Here is an 18,567-nt window from a genome sequence, read left to right as displayed (position 1 = left end):
TTGAAGATACGAAATAAAGGAGGCTTCATGATGGAGAGTATTACAGTACATACTCGTTTAGGTCAATTACGTGGGGAAACGGGGAATGGATATCATGTATGGAAAGGTATCCCATATGCACAGCCTCCTGTTGGAAAACTACGTTTTCACGCGCCCCAGCCTTTGGAGTCTTGGGAGGGTGTACGGGCTGCGACGAGTTTTGGGCCAATCTGTCCGCAACCTATGCCATCCGCTGAAAGTATGACTGGAAATCTGGTGGAACCGCCTGAGCAGTCAGAGGATTGCTTATACCTGAACATTTGGACACCTGCTTCGAAGGCACCTGAGAAGGGACGTCCGGTGATGGTGTGGATTCATGGCGGTGCCTTTGTCACGGGGTCCGGGATTATACCTTTATATGACGGGGAACGCATGGCGAAGAGTGGCGATGTTGTGGTTGTTACGATCAATTATCGATTAGGGCCGTTAGGATTTTTGCATCTGACTCCAAAGGGAGACGGCCTGACCTCTAATGCGGGACTGCTGGATCAGATCGCTGCGCTGGAATGGGTTAGGGATCACATCTCTGCCTTTGGCGGTAACTCGGACGAAGTAACGGTGTTCGGTGAATCGGCAGGGGCGATGAGTATTGCCGCTTTATTGGCGATGCCAGCAGCTGAGGGACTGTTCCAGCGTGCGATTTTGCAGAGTGGTGCGTCGCAGGTATTGTCAACTTCACAGGCTGAACAAGTGACGGCTGTGTATCTGCAGCAGCTGGGTGTGGACACTCAGCATCCAGAACGGTTGTTTACGCTGCCGACAGATGCGCTGATGCTAGCTATGGCGAAGACGCATGAAGTCATCGGACCAGGGATGGCGATGATCTATCAACCCGTTGTGGACGGTGTGACCTTGCCAGATGTACCGCTGTCTGCAATCGCGCAAGGTTCAGCAAAGCAGGTATCCGTTTTGATTGGAACGAACTTGCATGAGGGAGCCTATTTCATCCGAAAAGAATCCCATCTAATGAACAAGTCAACAGCGAGTCAGGCATTGGAAATGATGACGGGCATGTCAGACATCGGCGACCTGATAGAACCATTTCCGGTTACGATTGAGGGACAGGCGCAAATGTTGACTGATCTATTTTTTTGGCGTCCTGCGTTGGCTCTTGCTGTTGCGCAGTCGGCGCATACGCCTGTATGGATGTATCGTTTTGATTGGACATTGCCGGGGCATCCTACCTTTGGACAAGCGGTTCACGGTGCCGAAATTGCGTTTGTTTTCGATAATCTGGAGCTGCTAGGTAAGCTTGGATTAGAGATTCAACCGTCGATGCAGAAGCTGGCTCAAAATATGCAGCAGGCATGGGTTGCTTTTGCACGTGATGGGAAGCCTGTGCTGTCGGAGGGGGCTTGGCCAATGTACGACAGGGAAGAGCGGACTACAGCTATTTTCCATCAGGATATTAAGGTAGAGCACGACCCCGAAGGAGATAGACGCCGTCAGTTAATCGGTCAGATGACCATATAAGTAGACAAGAGAGAGCATCCTAAGAACTCTAATGTAAAAAGCCTTCGCCCGTAATTTGTATACGGACGAAGGCTTTTGTTAGTCATAAGATGTATTGCTGTTCATTCTTACTTGCATGAAATTGCAACGCTGCAATGTGTAAGTTAAATCTTAAATCGCTTAACCAGCTGTTGCAAATCCTGCGCCATGTTGGACAACTCCTGAGACGAAGATGCGATTTCCTCCATGGCCGCCATTTGCTCCTGAGCGGCAGCAGATGTTGTCTGCGAACTGTCCGCTGAATTGCGAGACAGACTTGCCAAATGGGTGACAGTAGCGGAAACTTCCTCTGTACTGGCTGAGATTTGTTCAGCTGCAGCGGATACACTTTGAATTTGTTCCACGATATGAGATGTAGAGCGTTCAATATTCGTAAATGCACCTTCTGCATCTTGGCTAATACGTAATCCTTCACCTACCTGGTTACGAACATTACCGTTCATGGTAGCGGTGGAGCGTTGAATCAAATCGAGCATCTGAGTAATGATCTGACTGATGGAATCCGCGCTTTCCTTGGATTGCTCAGACAGCTTGCGTACCTCTATAGCGACTACGGCAAATCCACGCCCGGCTTCGCCTGCTCTGGAAGCTTCAATAGACGCGTTCAGAGACAACAAATTGGTTTGCTTGGCAATAGCGGCAATAGCTGTATTCATCTGCTTCGCATCGTCTGAGAGCTGGGATAGCTCATCCATCAGGCTAGCTGTTTGGCTTACAGCTTCCAGAATACGGTCCATTTGTGTCCGCACATGGCTGATCATTTGACTGCCTTGAGCCACATCATGCTCGGTTTGTCCTGCTGAATCCACGATGGAGCTTGCCGATTCGGCAATGGTGCTGACACCCTTCGCCATTTCTTCAACGGCATTAGCGGTTTGCTCGGATGCCTCGGCGCTGGTGGCTGCATTTTCTGCGGATTCCATAACCGTTTCCGCTACGTGTTGTACGGACTCCGTCGTTTGCTCTGTGCTTTCCTTGATCATCAGAGAAGAGGAAGCAAGTCGGGAGGACGTTTGATTGACCTCGGAAACCATCGTATGCAAGGAATGCGTCATTTGGTCAAAATTCTGTGCCAGTTCGCCGAACTCATCCTTGCTGGATAGATTAACACGTTCGGTCAGATTTCCGTCACGGACGATGCGTGTTCCTGCTTGCAGCTTGCGCAGCGGAATTAAGAACGAGCGGACCATAAGCACAATGATGATTGCAGCGGCAAGTATGGAAATGACAATCACAATCAGGCTTTGCTTCAGAATCGGTTGGGCTGCATCACTGTAATCCTCCAGATCCGACAGTGCGACAATGCTCCAACCGGTGAGAGGGTCCTTAAGTGTAAAGGCCAGCATATCTCGATTCATAAATTGAATTTGCGACATGGAAGGAGTATCATTTTCGACGGTTGTCGCCACTTCGGGAAGTCCCTCTATGGCGTCAGCAGGTTTTTTGCCTGCCTTGTTAAAGGCTGTTCCAGTCCCAGATACAACTTTATGTTCAGAATCAACAATAATGAGTCCTCCGCGTTCACCAATCTTGACAGACTGCAGACTTTCACCCATTTTGTCCAGATTCAAAGCCAATGAAACAGCTCCTTCACCGTCCTCCAGCGTTCCCGATATATTAACGACTAAATTCCCTGTCGTGACGCTGGCAACTGGAACACCGACGAATACCTTGCCCTTTTCCAGCATTGCATTTTTGTACCATTTTCTCTCCCGGGGGTCATAATCGTCCTCCTGTTTTTTCGGCGAACGTATGTATTGCCCTTTCGCATTGCCGAGAAGCGCGGCATCTAGCTCGGGATGAGCCTTGACGATGACATCCAACTTTTTCTGAAGGGCCTCTTGGTTGGTACCAATGGAATCAGATTTGATTTCAGTGGTAAGCACGTCCAGATCTTTCATAATGGGCGCTACATACTGATTGACATTGCTTCGGATCAGATACAGATTCGTATATACGGAACCGCCCATTTGCTGACTGAGTTGTGTCGTAGCCCCCTGATAGGAAAAGTACCCGATAAGTACGCTCGGAATCAATAACACAGCCAAAAAAGATATTATTAATCTTGTCCTCATTAAATAAAACTGCTTGAGAAACCTGTTCCACCACGGAACTGTTTGTTTTGTTTTAGTCATAGTTATTGCTCCTCTGTGTCTGATGATCACTACATTGTTTTATTCGACAGAAACCGACGAATTTTATAGATGTAATCTTTGAGAAACGAGGAATAATTGCATGTTTTAGACACTTTTTTCGGAAAATAGGTCTAAAGAACTATGATTTATATGAATACGAATACATAAAAAGCCAAATCAGAGATGCAAAAGCATCTTCACGATTTGGCTTGGGTGAGTCATGAAAGGGACATTGAACTGTTAATTTTTTTGCTGACGTGAAATCATAAAGAGCGTAATCCAGATGAGCATAAAACCAGTCAATTGCGCTACAGTGACAATTTGCTGAAATGCGATCCAGTTAATCACGACACCAACCATGGGGAAGCTTAATTCTGCCATCGTAGCATAAGACGCTTTGGTCGTACTTAAGCCTTTGTAATACAACAATAAGCTAAGAAGACCCGGAAGCAATGCCTGCAATAGCAGATTGATAATCACAGCTGCGCCCGCCCATGTACCGGCAGGCATATTCCATGGCGCATGCTCTACGGAGGTGAGGACAATCAGCAGAGGGAGCGCGACCATGAAGCGGAGGGAGGTTACCGTTTCATATTTCATTGAACGAAGCAAGTAACTTCCCATGACTGTCGAACCGCCCCACAGAACTGCTGCACCGAGTGCAAGTAGACTACCGACCTGGACAAAATCACGAACATGTCCGAAGGGGAGCGACCAACCGAAGGTCAGAAGATACGTCCCGAACAGAGCGACGACAATTAATAATCCAAAATGACGCGGCAACATTTCCTTCAAAATAATACGAGCTAGAATAATAGCGACCAAGGGTTGAAGCTTCTGGAGTAAGAGTACAGCATTCAAATCACCATTGCTGAGTGCCATGGTGAAAATTACGCTGGCCAGAGCCGAGCCACCCCACGAGACGAACAAAATAGCGAAAACTTGACGAAGCCGTACCGCTTTGAGCTCCTCACGATGCTTCCACAACATCGGTGTCAGAGCGAGGAAAAGCAGCACATGCTCCATTAGTACAATTTGTGTTGAAGTAAATGACTTTAACAAAATAATACGAAACAGCGGGTCTGCGCCCCACAAGGCCGCTCCAATTGCGACCAGCCAAAAACCGCTTTTCATGTGGGAGCTACGATCAAAACCTTTGGATGTTAGTACAGTAGAAGATTGACTCATACTCAATTAGCTCCTTGCGAATACAGGACCGGTGGCACAAAAACCCCCGTCCATGGCGAATGGCCATGCAAGACGGGGGTTGATCAAATAAACTTGCCGCTTTATGCAAGTTAAATGAAGTTACTGCAAAACCAATAACGCAGTATTCATCCACTTCGCGGCATGTTGATATTTCGATCTTCTTCCATCCGGACTTTACCGTCGGCTTTGGCATCTCACCAAATCAGTCCGTATCCTGTTGCCAGATACAGAGTCGCGGGCTTAGCTCCATGAGCCATACCGCCGGTTGGGAATCTCACCCTACCCCGAAGATCCTTATTCCGTTTTTAATTTCTCCTATAGGATATACCTGTTTTAGAATGAAGTCCAGTGAAAAATGTGTGTATATCGAACAATGATTTTCATCTGTTTTTTGAAAGCGCTCTACGAAATTACATATTACGAGGTAATATCCTTATACTCAATACGTCGAATCGCCGCATAAGCCACAAGCATTCCCAGTATAGAGAAGCCTATTTGCACGGGGGCAATGGAGCTAAGGGTAGCGCCGTTATTATTGGAGAAAAGCAATGCTACAATCAGGATTGAGGTCACAATGGTGGTGGGTACAGAGTATCTTCGCATCCCCATATACAGCGGAACCAGTCCCATAAAGCTGGCAGCAACGGCATTGATTAACGTCCGTGCTGATTGTTGCCCCAGTATGGAAAGAGTAAGGTTATCCGGTACAATCAAAACAAACTGGTTGAGCAGATGAATAGCAGCCGTAATGATTATTTCCGAAATAATAATGGACAAGAACGTGAACAGTAATACGACCAAGAGTTTGGCGATCATCAGCTTTTGACGATGAATCGGATACATGAACAAGATCGTAATCGATTTGGACTTAAATTCCCCGACGATAAAGCGGCATAGGAGAACGGAAGCAAACACAATAAATGTAGCTCTTACAAAATTGTCTATTAGATCCAATAGTTGAGTGTACTGTGTGAATTCAGGTATTCCTTCACTTTGACTTTCCAGCGCAATAACACAGAGCAGCCCAAGAATGCATGCATTGGCGATCAGGGCTGAACGGATATAACCCGTGAGATGGAATTTTTTCAGCTCCAACTGCATCAATTTAAGCATGGAGATCACCTCCGTTTAACAGGCGAAAAAAGTAGTCTTCCAGCGTGCTGCTTTTCTGATGAATGGAATCCACCTCTATAGCATTTAAGATGAGCGTCTTCGTAATTTGTTTCTGCGGTACATTTGTATCGTAAATACGTATACTCTGTTCATTTATCACCTTTATATTATTCAGGCTCAAATGATGGGAGAGGACGTAGGCCGCCTTCTTACAATCGTTGGTCGTAAATTCGATGTATTCCGTATTGGTTTCCCGCATCTGCTCCATCGATACTTCCTCAATCAGTCGTCCGTGATTAATCACGCCCACCGTATCCGCAATCTGCTCTATTTCCGCTAAAATATGACTGGACACGAGCAGGGTCATCCCATATTCCTTGCATAGCATGTGGAATAGTTGGCGGATTTCCTTGATTCCCACTGGGTCCAGACCATTAATGGGTTCATCCAAAATGAGTAGCTCTGGCTTAGTCGCAATAGCGCGGGCAATCCCGAGACGTTGTTTCATTCCTAGCGAAAAATCCTTTACCGGCTTGTCATCTGCATTTCGCAAATTCACTAATTCCAGGGCATCCTGAACAGCCTGCTTATTATAGTAGCCCATATATTCACAATGAAGTTCGAGATTTTGCTGTGCCGTCAGCCTGTCATAAAAAATCGGGTATTCAATAATTGAACCCATCCGTCCGAGCAGATGATACGACTTCGGCGTTAATTTTTCACCGAATAATTCAATTTCACCCGATGTCGGCTTGAGCAGATTCGTAATCATTTTCATTATCGTCGTCTTGCCTGCCCCGTTAGGACCGAGAAATCCATAGGTTTCTCCCTTGCGCACATTCATACTGACTCCCGCTACAAGTTCGTTGCCCTTCAGGGCCTTGGTCAACTGATGTGTACGTATTACGTAAGTCATGGGTGTTCTCCCTTCGTATACTGCTGATAATTCAAGGATAAAGGGCAAAATGTTCATTTTTCTTTCGTGATTCTTACAAATTTATTAAGTTGAGCATGTTTAGTTCGACTAATAGTTGATTTTCTTCAATGTAAAAGAGAAGACCGTCCGCTCATATGGTCTACTAGTTAATTGAATTTCTCCGTTCATCGCTTCAACCAGGCGTTTGGCAATCGTAAGGCCCAGTCCGCTGCCTTGTACCGCCTTATTGCGGGAGTCCTCCAGTGTGTACATGCGTTCAAAAACCTTGTCCTGCTCAGATTCCTGTATGCCTTTCCCACGATCCCATATCTCGATACACACCGTATCCTGCTGTTCCGATAGAGCCAGACCCAGCGTCCGTCCGTCTGCCCCGTAGCGAATGGCATTCGAGATCAGATTGTTCAGTACCCGCCCAATCGCTCCTTCGTTCCCCAAGGCATGAATGGGGTGCTCTGGGATCTCAATATGCACAGTAAACCCCTGTGCGGTCAGCAGGTCATAAAACTCCAAAATACTGCGTCTGCACAGTTCTCCCACTTCTAGTCGAGTCAACGGAATATCCGTATCATTAGCCTCCAGCTTCGCCAAGCTAAAAAAGCTGCCGATCAGCTCAATCGCCTCGCTTGTCTTTTGATGAATTTTGGATAGCAGCTTTATACGTTCTTCTGGCAAAATAGTCGGATCGCCATCCAGCATCTCGGCATATCCAAGCACAACCGTAAGCGGGGTCTTGAGATCGTGGGAAATGTTCGAAATCATTTTGCGCATAGCGATTTGGCTACGGTTGTAATCTGCAGACACTCTGAGATTCAAGTCCAGTAGTCGGTTAATTTCCGTCATGAGTCGTTGCAGTTCAACGTCACCTGTGACATATAGCAGCTTTTCCGCATGATTCACCGTCACGATCCGCTCTAGTAGGGTTCGGATATCCTTTATTTTGCGCTTATAGGCCACACGCTCCCGCCAAAGCCATACTATAACGATTGACATGATGAGGACGATAATCCATTGAGAAATGTTTTCGATGTTCATATCAACCATTCTCCCATTTGTAGCCAATGCCCCATAGCGTTTTAATGTGGACAGGATGAGAGGGATCTTCTTCGATTTTCTCGCGCAGGCGGCGAATATGGACGTTAATCACGTTCTCGTCGCCCATATAATCGTCTTTCCAAATAAATCCGTATAATTGTGCTTTTGTAAATACTCGATTCGGATTGGCTACAAACAGCTTCAAAATATCGGACTCTTTGGCTGTTAGCTGAATTTCATTTTCATTGCGTATGACTGTAAAATGATCAAAATCAATGCGCAGACTGCCGTAGGTCAAAACTTGTGCTTGCGGCTGTTCCTCCTGCTGTTGCTGACGGGCATATGTAGTAGATCTGCGGATCGCGGACTGAATACGAGCGGTCATTTCCAGCATTGAAAAAGGTTTGGCAACATAATCGTCTGCCCCAAAGCCCAGTCCAAGCGCTTTATCCACATCGCTGTCCTTGGCTGACATAATCAGAATAGGTACGGCGCTGTGGGTACGGATTCGGCGGATCACCTCCATACCGTCCACCTTCGGCATCATCAAATCCACCAGTACCAGATCATAGGTATGACGTTCAAAGGCAAGAAGCCCCTCTTCCCCGTCATAGGCAGTGGTTAGACTGTATCCTTCCTTAGTGAGTGCTTTGAGTAGCATTTCGGCGATGGATAGATCGTCTTCAATAAGTAAAATATGTTGTGACATAGGTGTGGAACACCCCTAATTTTTAGATTAAGCTCGCGTGACGAACTGTACCTGAATTATATAGAGCAGTGGAGGGGATTTCCATAAAAAATATCCAAAGGGAAAATTAATGTGTCTGGTAATATATCATTCCCCTATATTATACTGAAAGAGTTTATAATCCGATGTTTGGAATACGGTGTTATAATATCCGGGACATGCCTCATGTAAGAGACTAGGTATGTCGAATCACGCTGCGGTACAGGACCGTCAATAAAGGAGAGCAACGATGTTTGTTATACGAGGAACACAAAAACTGCTGAAGGAATGGGAGACTGAACCACTTCAAGTTGATATTTATCCGCCTTTGAATAGTTGGCATGCCAGCTTGTTTTTACTTAATCGAAGAAAAAATATAGTGTTTATGCATGATATATCCCGCTTAAGCATCACGCTTTTTGGGATCAAAAAATCGCAGTACAACAACCTGCCAGTTCTTTTTGTGCAAGCTTTGAAGGAATTAATGATCAGTGAAGGCTTTGATGAGCAGATTGTAAAGGCATACACACAGGAAGGCGAGCAGATGCTGGCTACGACGACGAATAGTCATAGTGTAATGGGAACCTTGGATGAGATTATTTTTATCATGAAGGAACTGGATATGGAGCATGGGTGCGAGCTGGAAAAAAACCAGTGGAATAACCGGATTGTTTTCAAAACTGTTGAATACAAGTACCCTGTTGATGTTTTTAAAGAAATGCTAGAAAAGCATTATAAACTAGAGAGTATTTGAGAAATTTATGATTTTACCGAAATTAAGTTCCATTTATTCCCTCTGTCCTATATAATCTAATATAGTTCTAAAAGACTATATAAAGAGAGGTAAGGGGTAAATGAAAATTAAATTAAGAAATAAAACTGGAATGATCAAGGAACGCAAAGTAGGTTTTTCATGGACTACGCTCTTTTTCGGTTTTTTCCCTGCGTTGTTTAGAGGGGATTGGAAGTGGGCAGTTATTATTTTTCTGGTATCGATCCTTACGAGTGGGGCGTCCAACTTTGTATTTTGCTTCATTTATAACCGCTTACATATTAATGATCTGCTGTCCCAAGGCTATGGTCCTGCTACTAAGAAATCCCAAGCTATCCTGATTTCCAAGGGATTTATTGCTGAAAATTACGCTGCTAACTTTGCAGGTTAATTTGAGAGCTGCTTGTTAAACGAGACGTATCAAAAGAGCATCCACCAAAGTCCATGCGGGCGGGGAATGCTCTTTTTTTATAACTCACATGATAGCAACGCTTGCGATGAAATGAATCATAGCGCAATAAGCGGCACACTTTGGTAAAATAAAACGATACAGGGTTTGGCACCATCGGTCAGACTTATAAAACGGGGGGTACATAACGAAAGATGAAGAGGATTATTGATATAGCCAAAGAAGCAGGAATTGAAGAAGAACATTTGGAGACGTATGGAAAATATAAAGCGAAGCTGAATCCGTCCCTGTGGGAGCAGTTAAAGGATCGCCCGAATGGAAAGCTGGTGCTGGTTACGGCGATGAATCCCACACCGGCGGGAGAAGGAAAAACGCTGACAACCATCGGGCTGTCACAGGCGCTGAATGCGCTGGGGCATAAAACCGTTGCTGCGTTGCGTGAGCCGTCCCTTGGCCCTTGCTTCGGCATGAAAGGAGGAGCAACCGGGGGAGGACAAGCCCAGATTGTTCCGGCAGAAGACATTAACCTGCATTTTACAGGTGATATTCACGCGATTTCAGCTGCGCATAATTTGCTGGCAGCGATGATCGATAACCATTTGTTTCATGGAAATGCTTTGCGGTTGAAACCGGAGCGGATCGTGTGGAAACGCGCTGTCGATATGAACGACCGGAGTTTACGAAATATTGTGACCGGATTGGGGTCAGGTAATGGAGCGGTGAGAGAAAGTGGCTTTCTGATTACCTCGGCTTCAGAAGTGATGGCGGTATTATGTTTAAGTGAAGATATGGACGATCTTAAAGTGCGATTGGGTCGGATGGTGATTGGTTATAACGTAGATGGTGAAACGGTAACAGCTGAGGAACTACATGCGGTGGAAGGTATGGCTGTGCTGCTTCGGGAAGCATTGAAACCCAATCTGGTGCAAACGTTGGAGGGAACTCCAGTTATTGTGCATGGCGGACCTTTTGCGAATATTGCGCATGGATGCAGTAGTTTGATCGGTACGAAGCTGGCCCTGAAGCTGGGAGAGGTGGTCGTTACGGAGGCTGGATTCGGGGCTGAGCTGGGGGCAGAAAAGTTTTTTGACATCAAGTGCCGTCAATCCGGTTTGCAGCCAGATGCGGCTTTGTTGGTCGTAACCGCCAAAGCGCTGAAATATAACGGCGGTGTAGCTAAAAATGAGCTGGACGCAGAAAATCTGGAGCAATTGCAACTTGGATTAGCCAACATGAATCGGCATGTACGGAATTTGCAAAAGTTTGGCGTGCCAGTACTGGTAGCGGTCAACCATTTTGTAACAGATAGCGAGGCCGAGCTGGAACTAATATTCTCGGAATGCCGCAAGCTGGGTGTACCCGCAGAGCTGTCACAGGTGTGGGCACAGGGAAGCCAAGGGGGAGAAAAGCTAGCCCAAAGCCTGCTCAACCTGCTCCAGGAGGACAAAGCCCATTTTGCACCATTGTATGAGCATACACTTGATTTGCAAGCGAAAATTAGTGTCATTGCGAAGGAGCTTTACGGTGCGGCAGAGGTAGCTTACACTCCTGCGGCCAAACGGGCGTTGGCCGGTATGGAGCAGCTTGGTTTTGGACAACTGCCTGTATGCATGGCCAAAACGCCGTATTCTTTCTCAGATCAACCTTCTCTGCTAGGTGCACCGGAGGGCTTTACCATTCACGTGTCCCGCGTTTCTTTGTCCGCAGGGGCAGGCTTTGTGGTCGTGGAAACAGGCAATACTATGACGATGCCAGGTTTGCCCAAATCCCCAGCAGCTGAGCATATGTCGCTGGAGGCAGATGGGAGCATTCAAGGTCTAATGTAGTATCTTTAGAAAAATGGCAACTTCTTAAGATGAAGTGCCGAGCAGTTTGGGCAGTGCAGTAAGCAATTTTTGCCGGGTCATGGCATCGCTCCAGTTCCAGCGGTCAGCTTCTACGAAATATACCCGACCTTGACGTACAGCAGGAAGACTGCGCCAGAGAGGGCTGCTGATCATGCGTTCCAGCGTATGTTTGGATTCTGGAGCTGTTGGGACAAGCATAAAAATGCGGTCCCCGGCGTAATCAGGTAATTCGTTCGGATCTATTTCCGCGAAGCCTTGTTCCGCGTCGAGCACCTTTTGGATCGGCTCAACGGGCTGAAAGCCCTGTGGGTGGTAGAGGGCCGACGAGAATCCAGACATACCCATGACAAAGAGCCGATCACCATGATCGAAGATGAAGACGGAGGCCGTTTCTCCGGCTGTGATTTGCGTACCGAGCTGCTGCCACATTGCCAGATTGCGGGCTGTAAAGGTAGACAACCAGCGTTCGGCCTCCCGCTCCTTACCGAGCCAGGCGCCAAGTGTACGCATCCGTTCCTCCAGCGTGGCGAAGGAGTTGAAGGTAACGGTTGGAGCGATACTGGCAATGCGCTCATATTCCTGTTCATCCGAATTGGCGATGATAATTAGATCGGGATCAAGAGCGCTGGTCAAGCGAATATCCAGGGGAAGGCCCACATCGGCGACATTCACAAGACGATGTTTATAGACGCTGTATTCACTGAGCCGCAGACTTCCACCGATGGCTTTGGCCCCTAATGCCAATAGATCGCCCATCGTTTCTCCATGATAGATGATGCGGCTTGCTCGGCGCGGAATGTGAATATGGTGACCCGTCCAATCCTTGACGCGCACAGAACCGGAGACAGAAAGTGCGTACTTGCCAGGGGGAATCCCGGTCATTTGCCTAAACCGTCGATTAAAATAATATTCGTCAGAGAAACCAACCTGACGGGCAATTTCACGTAAAGGCCGTTTGCATTCCAGCAGCAGCCGCTTGGCATGGTTCAAGCGCAGCTCAGTGAGGTAATGCAGCGGCTTTTTGCCTGTAATTGTACGAAACAATTGGGAGTATTGCCATATGGAAACGTTCGCTTGTTTAGCGAGCTGCTTGACGGTAATGGGCTTTTCATAGTGGTTTTCCATATATGAAAGGGTACCTTCCACCGATGCTGGCAATGCCGGATTAGAGGTATTATTTTGATCAATATGGGTGTGGTCTTCCTGCCACAGCAAGAGCAACTCTTGAAACATGATTTGCTGCCGTAATACAGATGTTTGGTTATGCGGCTGTACCGTTTGTTGGGTACTATGAAATAACTCTTCAGTCAACTGAATAAGTTTGGAGGAAGAAGAGGAGGCAATGTATTCGCGCGGTCCCGGCAGGACAGGTTCATGATATAGGGATGGCATACGTGCTGCGTGTTCAGCCAAGGCCATGTCCGCTTGTGGTTCTGATGGCAAAGCGATGACCTCAAACGTGATTTTGTAGTATTCGGGTACAGTTCCATTCAGGGGAGCGATTTGATAGGATTCACCTGGAGCTAGCCAATACCCATGATCTGTATGGGATAGATACTGCTCTGGGCCAATGTCCACCATACCTGTCCCACCGATGAATATAAGAAGACAGTGATATGAATTGGGACGTGATAATAATTCATCGGTAGGCTCACCAACCAACGCAATTTCTTTAAAATGAAAAAGCAGTGAGCTGAATGGGGGAGGATATACGGACGACGGAGACTGGTTCACGGTATTGCTCCTTTTATTGAGAATGGTTATCATGTATGTATAAGTATACCTCCTTTAGGTTCAACAAAAAAGAAGCCTATCAACAAGTGTCGATAAGCTTCTCCAATTTTTATTTGATGAGCTTGGGCAATTCCTCCAGCAGCCATTCTCGAGTGGAAGCATCACTTTCAGTTTTGCCAATATCCTGAGTGTACACACGTCCCTGTTTGACAGCAGGAAGCTGGAGCCACAGCTTGCTTTTCATTAACTGTTCAGTGGATTGTTGGGCTTCTGAACTTGGTGTTCTTAGTATGAAAATCCGATCTCCAGCGTATTGTCCGATCACTTCCTGAGATATTTGTACAAATCCTTTGTCCTCATCCAGTGCTTTCTGAATAAGAGGAGTAGGCTTGAAACCATTCTTTTCATACAGTATTTGTGACAGTCCTGTCCGTCCCATTGCGAATAAACGGTCACCAGGATAGTAGGTAAACACTGAAGCAGTTTCCCCCGCCTTAACACCCTCTGCGTGAAGCTTGATCCACATCTCCGCTTCCTTTATTTTATATTGGGCAAGCCAATCTTCAGCAGCCTTTTTCTTATTCACAATGTCTCCGAGATGTAGCAAACGTTCGTTTAACGGGGCAAAGGTATCGAACATAATTGTAGGTGCAATTTTTGTTAACGCTGCGTATTGTTTTTCATCTGTATTGGCGGTAATGATCAGGTCAGGCTGAAGTTCCAAGGTTTTTTCCAAATTAATCGGGAACCCCAGATCGGCCACGTTCTGAACCTGCTTCTCATAAACCTTGCCTTCAATCATAGAAGTCGATGTACCTATAGCTTGTACGTCTAAAACCAATAGATCCCCATAGTTTTCTCCGAAGTAAGCAATGCGCCCAGGAGTCGTGGGAATGTTCACTGTATGTCCCTTATAGTCTGTGTAGTCACGAGTTGTGGCAGCTTCCGATGTTTTTGTTGATGCTGTTGTGTTGCTGCTTGCAGTCTGATTGTCAGATGCGCCGCATCCCAGCAGCAATGCCCCCATAAGAAAGAAAAGGTAGATCAGAGCAGTGTATTGTCGAGTAGAATTTTTGTTGATTGTCGAGTTCTTGTTGACCATAGCAACCTCCGTATAATAGAATGATTCAGAATTTTGTAAATGAGAATTATTATCACAAAAGCAATGATAAGCGCTGGACCCTCAATACTCAATGGACAAACTTGGTCAATGAATCCGATTTTGTACAAAATAAGTCTCATGTGTTCTTAGCTCATTTCAGGTTTTTCAAATTTTATTGATTTGTCATTTTTTATGGTATAGAATATCGTTTTTATACATTTGAAAGGGGTTTTGAAATGGCATTGTTTATTACATATGTTTTACTAGGTTTCTCTATAGCACTACCTGTAGGTACAATTACCATTGAAATGACGAAGCAAGGGCTAAAGAATGGATTCATGCATGGATGGATTGTGGGCCTTGGGGGGATGACCGTCGATTTGTTATTAATCATTGGTTTATATTTTGGTCTGGCCTCAGTTTTGTCATTATCTGTTGTACAGGTGATCATGTGGTTCATTGGAGCTATATTTTTGTGCTACGTGGGTTACGACAGCATTAAAAATGCAGATCATGATATTGCACTGGAAGGAGAAAAAAAGACGAAATCATTATTTTCTTCCTATAAAAATGGGCTGCTTGTAGCTGTTTCACCAGGAAATTTAGTGTTTTGGGTGAGTGTTTTTGGAACTGTGCTGGCAAGTTCATTTGATCGGTCAAATACAAGTCAGTTCTTGATTGTTGGCTTAGGTATTTTGTTTGGTATTCTTATCCATGATTTAGGCTTGATGATCCTTGTAGCGACAACACGAAAAGCGATGAATCGAACCGCCATCAAGTGGGTTACGATCAGTGCTGGTGTGGTCTTGATCGGTTTTTCTTTTTATTTCCTGTATGAATTTATGATCACTCTCCAAAAGATTTTATAGCATTACACAAGGATACGTTCAAGCTTGTCATGCCAGTCTGCATAAATCGAACAAGTCCTTCATAGACATGTACTAATTCATTTAAAACATGTGCTGAAGGGGTTGATGACATGCGCCGGATTTCATGGATGCTTGCCATGGTCATGTGTGTAACGCTGCTACTGGCCGGGTGCGGCAAGAAGAGCGCGGACGATGTGGTTAAAGATTTGAGTGACGTGGTGAGCGACCTGAACAGCTACCACGGTACAGCTTTGATGACGCTGCATACCGGCGACACGCCGCAGGAATACAAGGTTGATATTTCCTACCGCAAGCCGTCCTATTACCGAATTGCCATGACGAACGAGAAAAAGGATGTTACGCAAATTGTGCTTCGTAATGATGAGGGTGTATTTGTACTGACACCCAGCCTGAACAAAAGCTTCCGTTTCAAAAGCGACTGGCCAAACAATCAGGGTCAAGTATATTTATATGAAACGTTAGTTCGCAGCATTATCGGCGATGCCTCCCGTCAGTTGGCTACCGACGATAAATCCTATGTGTTTGATGTGGCAGCAAATTACAACAGCCATGCGCTGGTGAGACAAAAGATATGGCTGTCCAAAAATGACTATGCACCCACTCAGGTACAGGTGTCTGATGCGAATGCCAAGGTAGTTGTTGATCTGAAATTCGATCAATTTGCTTTTGATACGAAGTTTGACAAGGACTCCTTTGATATGGAGCGGAACATGGCTTCAGGTAAGACGAGTACGGGTAGCGAAGGGGCGCCATCTTCTGGAGCAGTGGATCCCAGCGGTCAGCTTGATCCTTCCGGTGCGATGGATGGGACGACTGGCGTGACGTCTGGCGAACCCGGACAAGAGCAGGGAACAGCAGGGGATGCAGTCCAGCAGCCGTCAGGGGAAGCGAAGGTGGACGGTACTGCCACAAACGATACATCCAAACCGGACGCAGCAGCCAACGCAGAGGCGCAGCAACAAACCCAGGGCACATCGGATGCCGCAAACGGAACGTCAGCGGGAACAGATGCGGCAGAAGCTGTGATGGGTGAGTTCGGCTTGATCGAGCCGTCCTACACGCCAGCCGGAGTACAGATCAAGGATACGCCGGAGCTGGAGGATAATGGTACACATGCGGTGATGCTGCGGTATAGTGGAACGTATAACTATACCATTGTAGAGGCGCGTCCCAAAGATCGGGCGGTCGCACTGGCCGCAGGCGAACTGGTTGATATTGGAGGGAGCTTCGCCGTTCTGACCGGAGGCGAACAGCAGACGATGACCTGGATGAATGACGGAATCGAGTTCAGAATCACCAGTGCTGACCTGCCTGTGAGCGAAATGATACAAATTGCCGCTTCTATACAGGATCAATCGGGTAAATAAAACTTTATAGACGGATGCAGACGGTCTAGAGTGTAAAAATGCTCTGCTGCCGCCCGTATCCGTCTTTTGTTCATTCGCGGTCTAGGATGTGCACCGCTTGTATGTCGTGTTCATTGTAGAGGATGCTGGCAAACGTCTCCTGCCATTGACAGCCACGTTTTTGAACATTACCATTAACCTTTGGAAGCAAGAACTTTGCCACACTCCGAATGGTAAAAGGTTATGTTACAGGCTAACAATTGAAGAAGGTGACTGGATTTGCAAGCACAATACAGATCGACCCGGGCCGAAATCAACCTGGATCACCTTGGCGCCAACTATGAAGCTTTTCGCAAGGCATTGCCAGCGGATAAGCTGATACTGGTCTGTGTCAAGGCTAATGCCTACGGACACGGTGCCGTGGAAATTTCAAAGGAATTGGAACGCCTTGGTGCGGATTATTTGAGCGTCGCTTTTCTGGATGAAGCGTTGGAGCTTCGTCATGCGGGGGTTCAGCTACCGATTCTTGTACTCGGCTATACCTCACCGGAAGCTGTACAAACGGCTTGGGAGCATGATATCTCATTGACTGTGTTCAGTGAGGAAGTGCTGGAGGGTATCCGCAGACTGGACCGCCAAGGAAACGAACGCAAGCTGAAGGTGCACATCAAAATAGACAGCGGCATGGGAAGACTGGGTTTGCTGCCTGGAGAAGAGGCTATGGCTTTTGTCCGGCAGGCTCACGAATTAGAGCAGGTGCTGCTGGAAGGCATGTACACCCATTTTGCCCGCGCGGATGAAGAAGACAAAAGCTATACACTGCTACAATATGATCGGTTTCGGGGCGTGGCGGAAGCGCTAAGGGAACAAGGTATCACCATTCCCATTATACATACGGGCAATAGCGCCGCCACCATTGATACCCCTTCTCTTTCCCCCAATATGGTGCGGATTGGTATCAGTATATACGGTCTGTATCCGTCTGATGAGGTTAATCGGCAAGCCATTGAGCTGCTGCCTGTATTGTCATTGAAGACGGCGGTGGTTTACACCAAAACGCTTCCTCCCGGCTGGGGAGTTAGTTATGGCACCAGGTATGTAACCTCCAGTGAAGAACGGATCGGTACACTGCCAATCGGCTATGCGGATGGATACTCCCGCATGCTGAGTGGGAAGATCGAAGTGTTGATACGCGGTCGCCGCGTCCCGGTACTCGGTACGATTTGCATGGACCAGTGTATGGTATCCTTACAATCTTTCGCAGAAGATGCGGAAGAAATCCAAACCGGCGAAGAGGTTGTTCTCATCGGCCAGCAGTCCGGCGAAACTATCGCGGCGGATGAGCTGGCATCCAAGCTTGGTACGATCCACTATGAGGTGATCTGCATGATCGCAGACAGGGTACCGCGTGTATACACACGAGGTCATGTTCCTGTTGTTCGAGTGAACTCGCTTCTTCCAACCCGCTGGAATTAATTTCATAACGCAAATTACCGAATAAAAGCAGGAGTTTTCGCAGAACGTCCCGAAATATGTACAAAGGAAAGAAAAGAGCGCTATAACTGTCAAAAGACGCATCAGGCTCCGCTGACACTTGTATTTCGGGGATCAAACGCCTGTACGAAAACGAACTGCGTAGTTTATAATGGAATGCAGCATAGATGATATACGAATATCATATACATTCTCTTGTATTCCGTTTGAATAAATTACCGGGAATAACGTTATAATGGTACAATGGCGACAAGGTTTTGGGGGTGGAA

15 protein-coding genes and 1 riboswitch are annotated in these 18,567 nt (G+C 46.6%); of the genes, 7 read left to right on the top strand and 8 right to left on the bottom strand.

Annotation, left to right across the window (positions count from 1 at the left end):
- Window positions 1–30: 30 nt before the first annotated feature.
- On the top strand, window positions 31–1,512 hold the full coding sequence (locus MHB54_RS06400; protein WP_076158206.1) for a carboxylesterase/lipase family protein: 1,482 nt from the start codon (window positions 31–33) through the stop codon (window positions 1,510–1,512).
- Window positions 1,513–1,655: 143 nt separating this feature from the next.
- Here the strand turns inward: MHB54_RS06400 and MHB54_RS06395 are convergent, their stop codons facing one another.
- From MHB54_RS06395 to MHB54_RS06370, 6 genes are all read right to left on the bottom strand, one after another.
- Window positions 1,656–3,686 (bottom strand): methyl-accepting chemotaxis protein, encoded by a 2,031-nt coding sequence (locus MHB54_RS06395; RefSeq protein WP_053324890.1) that lies wholly within the window; start codon window positions 3,684–3,686, stop codon window positions 1,656–1,658.
- Window positions 3,687–3,926: 240 nt separating this feature from the next.
- Window positions 3,927–4,874, bottom strand: a complete 948-nt coding sequence (locus tag MHB54_RS06390) for a DMT family transporter (protein WP_023987584.1) — start codon at window positions 4,872–4,874, stop codon at window positions 3,927–3,929.
- Between the two features lie 172 nt (window positions 4,875–5,046).
- Window positions 5,047–5,191, bottom strand: a riboswitch (FMN riboswitch).
- 121 nt (window positions 5,192–5,312) lie between these two features.
- Entirely contained in the window at window positions 5,313–6,008 is a 696-nt protein-coding gene (locus MHB54_RS06385) for an ABC transporter permease (protein ID WP_069080825.1), read from the bottom strand.
- Window positions 6,001–6,924: an ABC transporter ATP-binding protein gene (locus MHB54_RS06380; RefSeq protein ID WP_264454051.1), complete on the bottom strand. Its 924-nt coding sequence runs from the start codon at window positions 6,922–6,924 to the stop codon at window positions 6,001–6,003. Before MHB54_RS06380 ends, MHB54_RS06385 begins: the two co-directional genes overlap by 8 nt.
- Before the next feature lie 108 nt (window positions 6,925–7,032).
- Window positions 7,033–7,977: a sensor histidine kinase gene (locus MHB54_RS06375; RefSeq protein WP_049828512.1), complete on the bottom strand. Its 945-nt coding sequence runs from the start codon at window positions 7,975–7,977 to the stop codon at window positions 7,033–7,035.
- Window position 7,978: 1 nt separating this feature from the next.
- On the bottom strand, window positions 7,979–8,686 hold the full coding sequence (locus MHB54_RS06370) for a response regulator transcription factor (protein ID WP_023987588.1): 708 nt from the start codon (window positions 8,684–8,686) through the stop codon (window positions 7,979–7,981).
- 268 nt (window positions 8,687–8,954) lie between these two features.
- Here MHB54_RS06370 and MHB54_RS06365 point away from each other — a divergent pair, with 268 nt between their 5' ends.
- From MHB54_RS06365 to MHB54_RS06355, 3 genes are all read left to right on the top strand, one after another.
- On the top strand, window positions 8,955–9,458 hold the full coding sequence (locus tag MHB54_RS06365) for a DUF6933 domain-containing protein (RefSeq protein WP_023987589.1): 504 nt from the start codon (window positions 8,955–8,957) through the stop codon (window positions 9,456–9,458).
- Window positions 9,459–9,558: 100 nt separating this feature from the next.
- The gene (locus MHB54_RS06360) at window positions 9,559–9,867 is read left to right on the top strand and encodes a hypothetical protein (protein WP_013309242.1); all 309 of its coding nucleotides are present in this window, start codon (window positions 9,559–9,561) and stop codon (window positions 9,865–9,867) included.
- 212 nt (window positions 9,868–10,079) lie between these two features.
- Window positions 10,080–11,711, top strand: a complete 1,632-nt coding sequence (locus tag MHB54_RS06355) for a formate--tetrahydrofolate ligase (RefSeq protein WP_023987590.1) — start codon at window positions 10,080–10,082, stop codon at window positions 11,709–11,711.
- A gap of 24 nt (window positions 11,712–11,735) precedes the next feature.
- On the opposite strand, the gene MHB54_RS06350 is transcribed toward MHB54_RS06355, so the two are convergent.
- The gene (locus MHB54_RS06350) at window positions 11,736–13,466 is read right to left on the bottom strand and encodes an ABC transporter substrate-binding protein (RefSeq protein ID WP_071559654.1); all 1,731 of its coding nucleotides are present in this window, start codon (window positions 13,464–13,466) and stop codon (window positions 11,736–11,738) included.
- Between the two features lie 109 nt (window positions 13,467–13,575).
- On the bottom strand, window positions 13,576–14,568 hold the full coding sequence (locus MHB54_RS06345; protein WP_071559020.1) for an ABC transporter substrate-binding protein: 993 nt from the start codon (window positions 14,566–14,568) through the stop codon (window positions 13,576–13,578).
- Window positions 14,569–14,804: 236 nt separating this feature from the next.
- On the opposite strand from MHB54_RS06345, the gene MHB54_RS06340 reads away from it, so the two are divergent.
- The 3 genes from MHB54_RS06340 (at window position 14,805) to alr (ending at window position 18,280) form a co-directional block, all read left to right on the top strand.
- Entirely contained in the window at window positions 14,805–15,437 is a 633-nt protein-coding gene (locus tag MHB54_RS06340) for a LysE family translocator (RefSeq protein ID WP_023987593.1), read from the top strand.
- A gap of 110 nt (window positions 15,438–15,547) precedes the next feature.
- Window positions 15,548–16,825: an outer membrane lipoprotein-sorting protein gene (locus tag MHB54_RS06335; protein WP_071559019.1), complete on the top strand. Its 1,278-nt coding sequence runs from the start codon at window positions 15,548–15,550 to the stop codon at window positions 16,823–16,825.
- A 258-nt stretch (window positions 16,826–17,083) separates the two neighbouring features.
- Window positions 17,084–18,280: an alanine racemase gene (alr, locus tag MHB54_RS06330; RefSeq protein ID WP_028543050.1), complete on the top strand. Its 1,197-nt coding sequence runs from the start codon at window positions 17,084–17,086 to the stop codon at window positions 18,278–18,280.
- Window positions 18,281–18,567 lie beyond the last annotated feature (287 nt).

This window comes from Paenibacillus sp. FSL M7-0802, assembly GCF_038004945.1.
GTDB classification, from domain to species: domain Bacteria; phylum Bacillota; class Bacilli; order Paenibacillales; family Paenibacillaceae; genus Paenibacillus; species Paenibacillus polymyxa_B.
Note: the sequence above shows the minus strand (reverse complement) of the source record. Positions and strands in the feature narration are given on the sequence as shown.